Source organism: Pseudoalteromonas sp. L21 (assembly GCF_021728035.1).
GTDB lineage: Bacteria > Pseudomonadota > Gammaproteobacteria > Enterobacterales > Alteromonadaceae > Pseudoalteromonas > Pseudoalteromonas arabiensis.
This window is the reverse complement of the sequence record NZ_JAKKCV010000006.1, coordinates 73,866-86,826: the sequence shown is the minus strand read 5'-3', so window position 1 is coordinate 86,826 and position 12,961 is coordinate 73,866. Positions and strand designations below refer to the sequence as shown.

Annotated in this window: 11 protein-coding genes; 9 read left to right on the top strand and 2 right to left on the bottom strand. The window is 39.8% G+C overall.

What is annotated here, in order from left to right; translation table 11 throughout:
• Positions 1-65 precede the first annotated feature (65 nt).
• From L3V41_RS16810 to L3V41_RS16785, 6 genes are all read left to right on the top strand, one after another.
• Positions 66-1,169, top strand: a complete 1,104-nt coding sequence (locus L3V41_RS16810) for a hypothetical protein (protein WP_237128134.1) — start codon at positions 66-68, stop codon at positions 1,167-1,169.
• A 197-nt stretch (positions 1,170-1,366) separates the two neighbouring features.
• Positions 1,367-2,218 carry a ParA family protein gene (locus L3V41_RS16805; protein ID WP_237128133.1) on the top strand — a complete coding sequence of 284 codons (852 nt, stop codon included), beginning with the start codon at positions 1,367-1,369 and terminating at the stop codon, positions 2,216-2,218.
• On the top strand, positions 2,211-2,702 hold the full coding sequence (locus L3V41_RS16800) for a hypothetical protein (RefSeq protein WP_237128132.1): 492 nt from the start codon (positions 2,211-2,213) through the stop codon (positions 2,700-2,702). Before L3V41_RS16805 ends, L3V41_RS16800 begins: the two co-directional genes overlap by 8 nt.
• Positions 2,703-3,676: 974 nt before the next feature.
• Positions 3,677-5,848: a GGDEF domain-containing phosphodiesterase gene (locus L3V41_RS16795; RefSeq protein WP_237128131.1), complete on the top strand. Its 2,172-nt coding sequence runs from the start codon at positions 3,677-3,679 to the stop codon at positions 5,846-5,848.
• Between the two features lie 46 nt (positions 5,849-5,894).
• A complete protein-coding gene (locus L3V41_RS16790) occupies positions 5,895-6,896 on the top strand; it encodes a fatty acid desaturase (protein ID WP_237128130.1) in 1,002 nt (333 codons plus the stop codon).
• A gap of 1 nt (position 6,897) precedes the next feature.
• Positions 6,898-7,308, top strand: coding sequence for a GFA family protein (locus tag L3V41_RS16785; protein ID WP_062570150.1), 411 nt, complete (start codon positions 6,898-6,900; stop codon positions 7,306-7,308).
• Between the two features lie 14 nt (positions 7,309-7,322).
• On the opposite strand, the gene L3V41_RS16780 is transcribed toward L3V41_RS16785, so the two are convergent.
• Together L3V41_RS16780 and L3V41_RS16775 are read right to left on the bottom strand one after the other, a co-directional pair.
• Positions 7,323-8,468: an MFS transporter gene (locus tag L3V41_RS16780; protein ID WP_237128129.1), complete on the bottom strand. Its 1,146-nt coding sequence runs from the start codon at positions 8,466-8,468 to the stop codon at positions 7,323-7,325.
• Positions 8,469-8,603: 135 nt separating this feature from the next.
• Positions 8,604-10,664, bottom strand: a complete 2,061-nt coding sequence (locus tag L3V41_RS16775) for a TonB-dependent receptor (protein ID WP_237128128.1) — start codon at positions 10,662-10,664, stop codon at positions 8,604-8,606.
• A gap of 303 nt (positions 10,665-10,967) precedes the next feature.
• On the opposite strand from L3V41_RS16775, the gene L3V41_RS16770 reads away from it, so the two are divergent.
• The 3 genes from L3V41_RS16770 to L3V41_RS16760 all read left to right on the top strand — a co-directional run bounded on the left by L3V41_RS16770 (position 10,968) and on the right by L3V41_RS16760 (position 12,926).
• Positions 10,968-11,405 (top strand): hypothetical protein, encoded by a 438-nt coding sequence (locus tag L3V41_RS16770; RefSeq protein ID WP_062570153.1) that lies wholly within the window; start codon positions 10,968-10,970, stop codon positions 11,403-11,405.
• Positions 11,406-11,514: 109 nt separating this feature from the next.
• The gene (locus L3V41_RS16765; protein ID WP_062570154.1) at positions 11,515-11,835 is read left to right on the top strand and encodes a hypothetical protein; all 321 of its coding nucleotides are present in this window, start codon (positions 11,515-11,517) and stop codon (positions 11,833-11,835) included.
• A 17-nt stretch (positions 11,836-11,852) separates the two neighbouring features.
• On the top strand, positions 11,853-12,926 hold the full coding sequence (locus tag L3V41_RS16760) for an endonuclease/exonuclease/phosphatase family protein (protein ID WP_062570155.1): 1,074 nt from the start codon (positions 11,853-11,855) through the stop codon (positions 12,924-12,926).
• The last annotated feature ends 35 nt before the right edge of the window (positions 12,927-12,961 follow it).

Genomic DNA, 12,961 nt, shown 5'->3' with positions numbered 1-12,961 from the left:
CTTTAAACAGGCTAGCTTCAGTCTTGTTAAACGATTTTATCTAGTTCAGTTTTAAAGGATCATAAATGAGTCAAAGTGTAATTTCTGATAATTGGTCATTGCAAAATGTTGGTGAATTATTAAGCTATGGCATTGACGAAAGTAAATCGCATTATGTAGTAATTAATAAAGATAATGACAGTTATTCTTATGAGGATAGCTTGAGTGCCATTATTAATACGGAAGCACTTTTTGATTTGGTTACTGATATAATTTTGCGTGATCAGATTTTAGTTGAAGAAAAATTTATTCATGCTTGGAATCATGAAGGTAATCCATTTAAAGAAGCTGTAACTCAAGGCGTCATCCGACCTTATCCTTTTCTGGTAGATTATAAAAAATTACAAGGACCACGGGAAGAATTTATTGAACGTTTGAGTCTGACATCAGATTTAAGAAAAGATCATGAAGAAAATCGTTTAGGTTTTCTTCAAAATAGATATGCTCCACATGGTTACTTATCCCAAACTTTATGGGGTGGTGCTGGGATGCTGGCTAGAGGTTTTGTCTATGAAAAAGGATATACCCCGCATCCAGTGAGGAAGCGCCTTTTTACTGATGCTGGCATAATGGTTTCAAATGAAGATGCAGTGCTAAGATTAAACCGACTAGTCTCAGAGAAAAGAGCATCTATAGCTTTATTACATAATGCAAGTAGTGAGATGTATGCATTAAATGTAAATATGCTTCCATTACCTATCAGAGTCATACAAGAGTCGAATTCTGCGAGTGATATGATTAAGGTAGCTCTTCAATTAAGAGGTGAATACCAAGAGCTAAGAGATTGGTTAAATTGCTATCAGCAAGCATTAAGCGATGGTAGCTACAAAGACATGAATAAGTTTTCCAAAATCCTTCAATCTATTTCATTATACGTTGATTCGACAATTGGTTCTTTAGACTCGAACGCTCCAACATTCACAGCAGGTATTGGTGTACTTAAGGTTGCTGTAAAAGGACAGCCACTAAACACACTGGTAAACCAGTTTGGCATTCGCTCTATGGTTAATAAACTAATACTTAGTAGGAGTGGTACATCAGACCTTAAGAAATATCTAGGGTTCTTTGACCACAAAAATACAGTTGTAGGAATGAAGGTTGTTGAACACTTTTCACGAAAACATGTTTAACATACGCTTTAAGATAGATTCGCAACGCGTGGTATTTACACTGTGCATTGTTTTTTTAATGTTTAAGGTGGCATGCGGCGGATTTTGTATTACGTTGCATCATCTAACAGGACGTTAGGTGTCTTCGGCTGATCATAGCAGAGAACTTATCGTTGTTATGTTGAAATAAAATTATATTAGAGACTAAGGTGACATAAATGACTAAAGTTGTATCTATGATTAACATGAAAGGTGGGGTAGGCAAGACTACCTTAACTTTTAATCTAGCATGGCATTGTGCTTGGATGAAAAACCTGAAAGTTCTTGCTATCGACCTAGACCCTCAGTCTAATTTGAGCCAATACTTTATGGGGGCTGAGGGATATATCGAATATTTAGAAAATGAAAATCGTACTGTGGTAGATATCTTCGAGCAATTTTCCGCTCCTTCACGTCTTGTCGGCGCTCCACGTGAATTAGAACCTGAGGAAGTTATCTACAACTTAAAGCGTTGGAATGATGGGAGTTTAATCGATCTTATACCATCGAGGCTCGAGTTAGCATGGACACTTAAAAACCCAACAGATAAGTCTCACTTGCTTCCTCGCTTCTTGTCAAAAGTAGCGCATAAATATGATTTAATTCTGATCGATTGTGCACCCACGGAATCTATTCTGACAGCAGCAGCATACCGTTCCAGCCGTTATGTGTTTGTTCCCGTGAAACCTGAATATTTAGCAACTATTGGTTTACCTTTGCTAGCTCGGTCTATTGAAGAGTTTAAATTGTTACATCATGATCAAAAACTTGATATGGGGGGGATTATTTTTAACGGTTTACGAAGATCAGGTACACCTCCAGAGCAACAACAATCTATGCGGAATGTTAGAGAGTTGGCGAGAAATTTTGGCTGGGAAGTTTTTGAGAGTGCCGCACACCACTCTGACTCTTATCCTGCAGGCTCTCGAGATGGTAAGCCTATTTTCCAAACAAACTATGCTCGTGACTATGTTGTATCCGAGTTTTCTGATGTTGCAAATGAGTTTTTAGAGGCAATTGGTTATGAATAAGAAAGAACGTCAAGCAGTATTAAAAATGTTACTTATACGAGAGGATTTAACTGATAAGGAATTTTTTAATGCTATAGACTTTATAAGGGGCGAACTAATCGAAGGTAATAGTTTAGAGACTATTCTTCAGAAAGATTTTTCAGTTAAAAAGAAAAGCCGAGAAACAACTCCTGAACTTTTAAATGAGCTAAAAAATAAACAGCCTGAAAAGTATAAGCTTTTGACAGAGCTTTATAAATATGTACAGGATGCGACTGTATTTAAATCAGTTTCGGGTGCGCGTCAATTTGGAAGAATTATTGGGTTAAAAGATACGGATGCCCAACCTAAGCAAAAAGTCATTTCGAATATTTTTAAAGTTCTGTCTGAAATGAACAATGAGTTAATAGTTGAGCAAATGGAAAAAGTGGAACAGTTTACAGAAAAGTCTGATGAGTCTTATCAAAAGTTGTCAAAGTTCCTCATGAACTCAAAGCAAAGTTAGTGTGGTGCTGTTCACTTAAAAAACATTTTCAATATAATTTTGAGCGCATGGTTTTTTCGTTCCATTGTTGGGTTTTGTAATTAAGTGATGTTGTTGCCCATTAACTTTTAAAAGGGTGCTACTGATTAAATTTTACTGACTTGTTCAGAATGCTTCAAAGACTCTAAGAACTAAAATTTAGGGGACTTTATGGTAGTTAAGGACGAGTAAAAAGAGCTATCAATACCTATTGAATGACTACAAATTTTAAGTGAGTTATAGTAAAAACTGTGACGATTTTTTGCCATTGTGACAACATTTTGTCACAGTTACAAAAAGGTAAATATATAAATATCAATGATTTAAATTTTTATCTATGCTGTTACACAAATTCAAAATCCGTTGCCTTCGGGCGTGGCGGTTCAAGTCCGCCTACTGGTACCACTTTTATGACCTCAGCAGTTTTGCTGGGGTTTTTTTATGCCTTTACAAAAGTATTACGGACTTGAGCGCCACGCGGGGCGAGGCACTAAAGCAAGTAAAAGTCCGCCTACTGGTACCACTTTTGAACCCTAGCCAATTGGTTAGGGTTTTTTATGCCTGAAAGAGTAGTTTGCGGACTTGAGCGCCACGCGGGGCGAGGCACTAAAGCAAGTAAAAGTCCGCCTACTGGTACCACTTTTGAACCCTAGCCAACTGGTTAGGGTTTTTTTATGCTAGTAAGAAACTACAGTGCAAGCCTATTTGTGCCTTTCGATAGCTTCAGAGCCTACCAGCTAATTATTTGAGCTCCTTTTGTTCTATTTATAAACGAATAAATGTAAACGGTGCTTGGTATTTAAATAACCTTAAAATAAGTGTGCTTATTTGTATGCAAAGTAATCGTTTTAGACTAGGGTAGCATGGTGTTTATACTCATCTTATATTACAATTTGCAGCCTGAAGTTTAAGTGAAGTCAATCACTTAGTGCACAAAGTCGATAGGGTGGCAAAGCGTGGGAGCATACGATTTAAAACGTATCGTAGAAAGTATATCTAACCTTAAAAGTGAGAACTTTTATAATGCAATATGCCTGTCACTGTCGGAAGTACTTGGTGCATCTCATGTTTTTTTAGCCCAAGTTGATGAATCAACAATGCATGCATCAACAATTGCACTGGCTGCGTATGACGAAATAGTGGATAACATTAGCTATGATATTCGCTGTACTCCATGTAATGATGTTATGTGTGGCGGCATTTCAAGCTACAGCTCAGGTGTGCAAGCATTGTTTCCAGATGATCGCCTACTCGTAGACATGGGAATTGAAGCCTATGTTGGTGTGCCATTACAAAGTCTATCAGGTAAAACCGACACGATTTTAGTGGCTCTTTTTCAGCATGAGATAGGTGATGCGCTTCAGGTTGAGTCCTTTTTCTCTTTATTCACAGGTTTAATTCAACGTGAAATAGATAAAGATCGCTTTATTGCTAAGTTAGATTTTGCAAATCAACTTATAGAACAAAGCCATGAAGCAATCTTTATTTGCAATAAAAATGTCGAGATCACTTACGTAAATACTGCCTTTACAAAAATGACAGGGTATCCCCCTGACGAAGTACTAGGGCAAAACCCGAAAATATTAAGCTCTAACCAACATGATCAGCATTTTTATCGCGCTATGTGGCATCAAATAGATAAAAAAGGTAAGTGGTCAGGGGAGATAACAAACAAAACGAAGCAGGGCACTCTTTACACTCAGTTTTTATCAATCACTCAAATGCAAACGAATGGTGAAATTTGTTATGTCGCATTTATTCTCGACATTACCGAGAAGAAAGAAGCAGAACAAAAAATCTATTTTCATGCTAACCATGATCAATTAACCGGCCTAACAAATCGCTTCTATTTCAAAGAGCGTATATCCGAGTTAGTTTTTTCGCTGTCTTATCAAGATGAAGAGAGTACTAATTTAGCGGTTATTTATTTTGATGTAGATAAGTTTCAAGATATTAATACGGTTTATGGCTTGAGCTTTGGTGATAAGGTGTTGTGCCAGCTAGCCGAGCGATTGGAAAGCAGCTTTAAAGAATGTGCTTTTTCACGTATTGATGGTGATAGTTTTGCCGTACTGCAAACTTATCAGCAAGTAAGTGAGTTAGAGCTTGTATGCAAGCAGGTTTCAGCCTTGTTAGTGGAGCCTTTTTTAATCGGTGGGATTAGCCAACAAGTTTCGGTGACGCTGGGAGTGAGTACGTATCAGCAAGCAAAATCAATATCATCACAAGACAGAGTTGAAAAAATCGCTCGCCGGTTAGTGAGGCAGGCAGAGTTGGCCACGTTAAACGCCAAGCAAGTTGGTGCGCCGTTCTTGCACTTTTGCAAGGAAATGGATGATAAAGTAAAAAAGCACAACTTACTGGTGGAGCAATTAACTCAAGCTGTTAAGAATGATGAGTTAGAAGTCCACTTTCAACCTATTATCGATGTTCAAAGCAACACGGTTGCAAAGTTTGAAAGTCTAGTTCGCTGGAGCAATCATGGGCAGTGGGTATCACCCGCCGTGTTTATCCCATTAGCTGAAGAGTCTCGTGTGATCATTGAGTTAGGTGAGCTTGTTCTTCGAAAAACGTGCCAACAAATAAAATACCTAGAAGCACAAGGCTATAATCAATTTGTATTCAACGTAAATCGCTCGTTGTTTGAGTTTACTGAGTTTAATCCGCACCGTAACGCATGGCTTGAGATCATTACTGAACAGAACGTCAATCCGTCACAAATTTCTTTTGAATTAACTGAAAGCGTGCTTGCTCCAGAAAACACAAACCACCTTGAAGTATTAACTCAGCTTAAATCTGCTGGCTGTTTAATCTCTTTGGATGACTTTGGGACTGGTTACTCGTCGTTGAGTTATTTACGTCGTTTTCCTGTTGATGTGTTAAAGCTTGATAAATCATTCATTGACGAAATACATACTAACTCAGGTGATGAAGCATTGGTTAAGTCGATAATACAAATGAGCCAAGTACTTGGTATTAAAGTGGTTGCTGAAGGTGTTGAATTGCAACAACAGTTGGCAGTTTTGAAAGAGGCAGGGTGTGACTTTATTCAAGGTTATTATTTTTCAAAGCCTCTTCCAGGCGATGAAATACAAGCATTTTTAACACAATTAGCTAGAGAGCATTGATGATTCGCGGTATGATTTTGCCATTACGAAAAGAGCACATTGATGTATGTCAAAATTAACCGCAAAGCAAAATATTCAAGCGATTGTTGCTGCTATAAAAGTTGAAGAGCAGCAACTTAGAGCACGGTATCCAGTGTTGCAAAAGCAAAATGGCATTGCGCTAGGTATTTTATTTTTATCATTATCTGCTCTAGTTGGTGTTGCGCTACTTTATTATTACGCATTCATCCCCGCTTGGTTATGCATTATTTTAGCCGCTTTTATCACCTCAATATCCCATGAACTTGAGCACGATCTCATTCACAAGCAATACTTTAGCAAACAGCCGCTTATACATAATTTTATGATGTTAACAGTGTGGCTAATGCGCCCAAATACAGTAAATCCTTGGTATCGGCGTAAAATTCACTTACACCATCACAAAGTTTCAGGAACCGAGCAAGATTTAGAAGAGCGTCTTGTTGGCAATGGTATCAAAAACCCCTTTTTAAGAGCGGTTGTGATCAGTGACGGGCTACTTGGTTTGCTAATTAATAGTCAACGCTTTAGTAAAGAAATTAGAGGCTTTAAGTTTTTTCGAGTATTTAATGCTGGGTTTCCGATCGCGACAGCATACTTTGCTATTTTATATGGTTTGGTTGGTTATTATGGTGTGCAGTTTTTTAGCCCTTTTGCCTTACCAACATGGGGCGCTCACTTGCTTGCTGGTGCTGAATTTCTCATGGTTGTTCTTATATTGCCAAATATCATTCGCTCAATATCACTTAACCTTGTTACCTCTTCTATGCATTACTATGGTGGAGTTAATAATGTACTTGAGCAAACACATGTTATAAGTAGCCGTTGGTTTTTACCATTTCAATTGTTTTGCTTTGACTTTGGGCGCACTCACACTATTCATCATTTTGTGCCCAATCAACCCTTTTATATTCGCCAGTTAATTAGTAAAAAAATACGTCCTGTTATGAAACAGTACGGAGTGCGTTTTAATGATTTAAATAGCATCAAGCTGGCTAATCGATATCCAGTAAATAAAGAGGGAGTTTAATATGCACATAACCGGTCGTTGTCATTGCGGTGAAGTTACATACCGTGCTGAAGTTGATGAAAATAAAGTGATAAACTGTCACTGCACTGACTGTCAAATTATCTCGGGTGCGCCTTTTCGTACTGTGGTTGTCTCTAAACCTGATGCGGTGACTTTCACCGCAGCTGCACCAAAAGAATATATAAAAATTGCTGAAAGTGGCAATCAGCGAGCACAAGGGTTTTGTGCTAACTGTGGTACGGCCTTGTACGCTACTTCAGTGGGCGAAGGCGAACGTGTTTATGGCTTACGACTCGGTGCAGTAGAGCAAGCTGATGAGCTTATTCCAAAAGCCCATATTTGGTATCGCTCACACAAGCCTTGGCTAGATAACCTTAGTAATATAAGCGCCTTTAAAACCACACCTAAATAGCTGCGGTTTCATTTTTACTGTTGGCCGATAGTGATATTTCGGCCACTTAAGTAACCAAACAAAGCACACAGCAGGCTTGATGCAATACACAGCCAAAGTGCGCCGGCCCAACTATTAAAGTAGCTATGTAATGCGCCTGCAACAATAGGCCCTGTTGCTGCTAATAAATAACCGATACATTGTGCCATCCCAGAGAGTGCCGCTGCTTGTAGTGCATTATGTGTACGCAAGCTGACAAACGATAAACCCAAAATAAAACAGGCACCTGAACAAAAGCCTAAAGTAATAGACCAAAGCAAGGCAAAGCTAGGTGCAGTGAGTAACCCGAATGAGCAAAGTGCGCCTAATAGGGCAAGGCTTAGCGTAAGGACGCGTTGATCTTTTAACTTTGCAAGTAACGGAATAAGTACAACACCTGGCAGCGCAGAAGCGGCTTGGAAAGCCCCTTGTAGTGCGCCTGCATGTTGCGCACTATGGCCACCTTCAACCAAAATACTCGGTAACCAGCCAAGCATGATATAAGTGAAAAACGAGTTAAAGCCGAGTAAAAGCGTTATTTGCCATGCCAATGACGAATGCCAGACTCTATTTTGTGTCGCGTTCGATATTGATGTTTCTTTGGGCATGGTGTGCTGTCTAAGTTGCGGTAACCAAGCTAGCACAGCAAGTAAAACTAACAGCGCGTAACTTGCCAGTGCTATCTGCCAGCCTAGTTCTTTATACTCTGCAAGTGGAATGATAAGTGTTGAGTAGCTGCCCCCAAATATGCCCATTGCCAACACGTAGCTTGATGTCATCACTGCAACTTTATGCGGAAAGTCACGTTTAATCAGGCTTGGCAACAAAACATTACCAATTGCAATACCGACCCCAATGACTGCAGTGCCTATAAACAAAATATTGGCAGAATCTACGATGCGTGACATCACGCCTGCGCCTATCAAGAGCAGGGCAATAAACAACGACAGCTCAAGGCCACATTTTTTTGCAAGCCCAGCAGCCATCGGAGAAGCAACCGCAAAGGCGATGAGTGGTAATGTAGTCAGCATACCCGCTTGAGAAGCCGTTAAGTGAAACTGCTCAATAATTTGTTCGAGTACGGGAGCAATGCCAGTAATCGGCGCGCGTAGGCAAGCCGCAATCAGAAAAATGCCTAGCACTAATAGCGCTTTGTTAATGAGGTTTTGAGAGGATGACACGCTGTTTAGTTGATTAGGTAAAAGTTATTACTATCATACCTAATTACTAAACAGCGTGTGTCAACTATGAGACAGCTAACAAAATAATGCGGTTACTTAAAACTGGTAACTTGCTGATAACATTGCATTGCGTGGCCGACCTGGAAAGTAACGGTCGCCGCTAAAGGTTGTGTAGTCAGCGCGCTCTGCATAATGCTCATCAGTAAGGTTATTAATTCGCGCAGTCACCGTAAGCTTAGGAGTGAGTTGCCATGCGGCTCTTAAATTAACAAGAGAGTGGCCTTCATAGCTGTGCTGATTTTCGGGGTCTGTAAAGTAGCTGCTAGTGGTATGCAGCTCAAGCCCAATACGTGTCATGTCGTTTGCTTGCCAAAGTAGCTGCAAGTTTGCGATGTTACGTGGTGCGGTATCAATAAGATTGCCATTGATATTAACCCCACCGAGCACTTGATTGTAACTGTAAGTATGCTTGGCATGGCTCGCGGCAAACTGCATCGATAGGCTTGATGTGATGGCATAGGCAAGCTCAAGCTCAATTCCACGATGTTGAGTTTGACCATCATTGACATAATAAAAATCACTGTCGCGGAAAATTGTGTTCTTTTTGTTCATAGCGTAAATGCTAAATACATAATGCAGCTTTGCTTGTTGGCCTTTTAAACCAAGCTCTAAGTTTTTAGCTATTTCAGACTTAAGATCTGCCACATTTTGTTCGCGTTGCAACTGATAAAGCTCTGCCGCTTGCGGGGCTCGGTAACCTTCAGAAGCATTGGCGTAGAAAAACTGGTTATCAGCATATTGATAGCTTAAGCCAAGCTTCGGCGAAAAGTTAGTAAAGCGATTAACACCACTTGCAGGGCGAGAGTAGCGACACCCGCCCATTGTGCACTGTGTTCCGTCTTCTTTAGTGCGTCCAGCGAGCATGTGATTTTGATAATCATAGCGCATACGTTCGTATCTACCGCCAAGGCTAATGAGTAAGTCATTCAATTGCCAGTCAAGGTTAATGAAGGGCGCCAATAAGGTACTTGTTACTTGATAATCGTAATGTTTTCCTTGAGGGACTGTAGCAACTAAGAATGCTGAGCCTTCAGTTGGGCTATCTTGATATTGTAAAAAATCAGCATCAGTAAGCTCACCATCAAAACCCATAGTTAAATGACTTGAATCACTTAACTTATGTTGCCAACTTGATTGCAAACCAACACCTTGCTGGGCATTTTCTTCAAGCGGTGTACCTGGTAAAAAGTGTTTAAAAAAGGTCATGCTTTGGTCACGAATATAAGGTGTAAACGTAAAGGTATTATTCTCATCCCTAGACCAATTTATTTTTGACCATATACGTAAAGAACGTGCTTTACGAAACGCATCAGGGTTTGGGTTTGATTGCGCAATATCCTCATCCTTATAGCTTTCAAAGCCCTCAATATAACCTGCTGTGTGTTGATCTAAGTGGGTGTACGTCAAGCCACTATTAACTGTTAAGTTTGCACCATCGAAACGGTGGCGTAATGATATTTTTTCTTGGTCAACCCCTTCGTCATCTCGATAGCCGGTATCGCGAGTAATACTGGCATTGATGCCAACACCTTGTTGACCAAAATCATGGCCAGAACCTAGTTTATAACGAGTGTAGCCAAACGAGCCGTAATCAAAACCAAATCGGTTATGATCGTAGGTCGAATCATGAGTGATCACGTTGATCACCCCATGCACTGCATTTGAGCCATAAAGTGCAGAACCTGGGCCTTTTAATACCTCAATACGCTCGGCCATTTCTGTGTGTGCTTCAAATAACTCGTTAATGTTACAAAAGCCTGCAGCACGCAGCGGTATGCCATCTTCAGCTGTAAGTAAGCCACCGCATGCACCGGCACCAGAAAAAACAGGCGAACGTAAAGCGGGTAAATACTCTTGGCCATTGCCGTGTTGAAGATTTGCACCAGCAACTTGCTTAAGGGCTTGTTCAATATGGGTTGGCGCAATGAGTGCTAATTGCTGTTTTGAAATATTACTCACAACAACGGGCAGAGGATCGGCAAGCACTTCTGTGCGAGAGGCAGTTGTCGTAATATGCTCAAGTTCAGTTGTCGCTGCATATGACTGTAAACTTAAAAGTTGTAAGCCAGTGAGTGCTGGGAGGAATAATAATTTCATGAACGCCTTTAGGTTAATTACAACAAAAAATAGAGGGTAACTGCTTTTTGAAGTAGGTAAAAGTATTCGAGGTCAATGGCTTTACTTAAGTAATCTTCCTGCGATTGCCATGAAAGAGGTATTTGATTCAAAAAGAGCAATAATAAGTATCAGAGCGCACTTTAAGTTTAAAGAAGTGTAAATGTTGGTTTCCTAACTTGTTGATATGTAGGTAATAAGGTTTTTTAATTGTAATCCTTCATCTATGATTCAGTCGCAAACGTTAGGCTTTTGTAACAAGAGCAAACGTAGAGGGTCTCTATTATGAACAAAATAATTACTATCTCTTTAGCTGTGTTAGGTTTGAGTTTAATACCTGCAGAAGCAAGTGCTAGGCATGATCGTGATCATGATAGATATGAGCACAAACACGAACGTAAAAAGCATCATAAACATAAAAAACACTATAAATATAAAAAACATCATAAGCATCATGAACATTACGATAAATATGATCGCTATAGTTATCGTGACTTACCGCCAGGTCTTTATAAGAAAGTAGGGCATGGTGGTCGTTTACCGCCGGGTTGGTATAAACGCTACCATCATGGTGATATTTTAGACCGTGATATTTATCGTCATGGCCGAGTAATCAAACGCCGTAATAGAAATGGCATCATTGCGATAGAAATTGACGATCGCCTTATTCATCTTGTTCACGATACGCGTGAAATTCTATCCATTGTTTCGCGCTACCGTTAATCATGTTTAAAGCCGCTCACTTCACTCATGCGGCTTTATTTATGAAATTTCACTGCGTGTTCAGCATTCATTGCTAGGCTTAAAAAGGTTTACTAAAAGGAGCATTCATATGAGAACGCTATTAATGGTTTTTGCTGTGGGCTTAGCTGTTATCGCCACTGGTGTGCAGGCTAAAGACAAGAATAAAGAGAAAAATAAGGGAAAGAGCTTACCACCAGGCTTGGAAAAGAAAGTTGCTAGCGGTGGAGAACTCCCACCAGGCTGGCAGAAAAAATACCGTAAAGGAGATATCCTAGATCGTGATATTTATCGCCATGGTAAGGTCATTAAGTCTCGCGACAGAGATGGTCTTATTTCTATCCAAGTGGATGGGACAGTGGTACGCTTAGTTGAAGATACGCGAGAAATCATTTCTATTTTGAGCAGATAACTAAACGTGGGAGCAATATGATTTATGTTTTAACCGGTGTATTGACGCTATTACTTATCATCACCTTATTACCTATGTCATATTGCCAGCATTATTTGGTGCGAAGCTGTGACTTTGTTAGGTTACAAGTGTTTTACTTGGCAGGATTTTGTTGTGCGGTTTCAAGCTACCTTGCTGTATCCCAATGGTCGTTTCTAACACTTAGCTGTGTCATTTTAAGTATTATTATTTTATTACTGCAAGGAAAGTGGATTTACCCTTATACACCACTTGCTAAGCAAGAGGTGTTAGCCAGTTCCAAGGATGCTGAACACAGCATTCGTATTATGTCGGCTAATGTACTGATGTCGAATGATCGCTATGAAAAGCTCATTTCATTAGTTAATAAGCACCAACCTGATCTATTTATCACGCTCGAATCTGACATCACTTGGCAGCAGCAGTTAAAAGGACTTGAGGGCGATTACCCACACCGAATATATTGTCCTAAAGATAATCGCTACGGAATGCATCTATACAGTAAGTATAAAATAAAACGCTATCAAATTTGTGAGTTGATTGAAGATGATATTCCTTCAATTCATATTTTATTTGAAGACGCTGATGGCGTTGAAATGCAGGGGCACTTTATTCATCCTGCACCACCTAGTCCAACTGAAGAAGACAGCTCTCGCACGCGCGATACGGAACTTATTATTCTTGCTAAAGCACTGAAAAAGTTACGCCGTCCTTGCATTGTCGCCGGTGATTTAAATGATGTGGCATGGTCTCGTACAACACGATTATTTATGAAGATTTCTGGCTTTTTAGACCCACGTAAAGGGCGCGGTTTCTTTAATACTTTTCATGCTGAATATTTCTTTATGCGCTGGCCGCTCGACCATTTATTTCACAGTAATGACTTTACGGTAAAACGCATTGAGCGGTTGGCTAAGTATGGCTCAGATCACTTTGCTTTACTTACTGAGCTGGTTTATAAACCCAATGCGTGTAATCAAAAACAAACCGAGCAAATAGATGAAGATGTGGCAGTTGAGGAATTAAAAATGCCCAGTGCATCGAAGCACCAAGTTCCCATGTTCGATGATTAAAGCAATACTAATAGTAAGTAAAAGAAAAGGGCTCA

Bases quoted from the DNA above. Each gene is read 5' to 3' on its own strand.
- L3V41_RS16810 (WP_237128134.1), top strand. From the start codon at position 66: ATGAGTCAAAGTGTAATTTCTGATAATTGGTCATTGCAAAATGTTGGT.
- L3V41_RS16805 (WP_237128133.1), top strand. From the start codon at position 1,367: ATGACTAAAGTTGTATCTATGATTAACATGAAAGGTGGGGTAGGCAAG.
- L3V41_RS16800 (WP_237128132.1), top strand. From the start codon at position 2,211: ATGAATAAGAAAGAACGTCAAGCAGTATTAAAAATGTTACTTATACGA.
- L3V41_RS16790 (WP_237128130.1), top strand. From the start codon at position 5,895: ATGTCAAAATTAACCGCAAAGCAAAATATTCAAGCGATTGTTGCTGCT.
- L3V41_RS16785 (WP_062570150.1), top strand. From the start codon at position 6,898: ATGCACATAACCGGTCGTTGTCATTGCGGTGAAGTTACATACCGTGCT.
- L3V41_RS16775 (WP_237128128.1), bottom strand. From the start codon at position 10,664: ATGAAATTATTATTCCTCCCAGCACTCACTGGCTTACAACTTTTAAGT.
- L3V41_RS16770 (WP_062570153.1), top strand. From the start codon at position 10,968: ATGAACAAAATAATTACTATCTCTTTAGCTGTGTTAGGTTTGAGTTTA.
- L3V41_RS16765 (WP_062570154.1), top strand. From the start codon at position 11,515: ATGAGAACGCTATTAATGGTTTTTGCTGTGGGCTTAGCTGTTATCGCC.
- L3V41_RS16760 (WP_062570155.1), top strand. From the start codon at position 11,853: ATGATTTATGTTTTAACCGGTGTATTGACGCTATTACTTATCATCACC.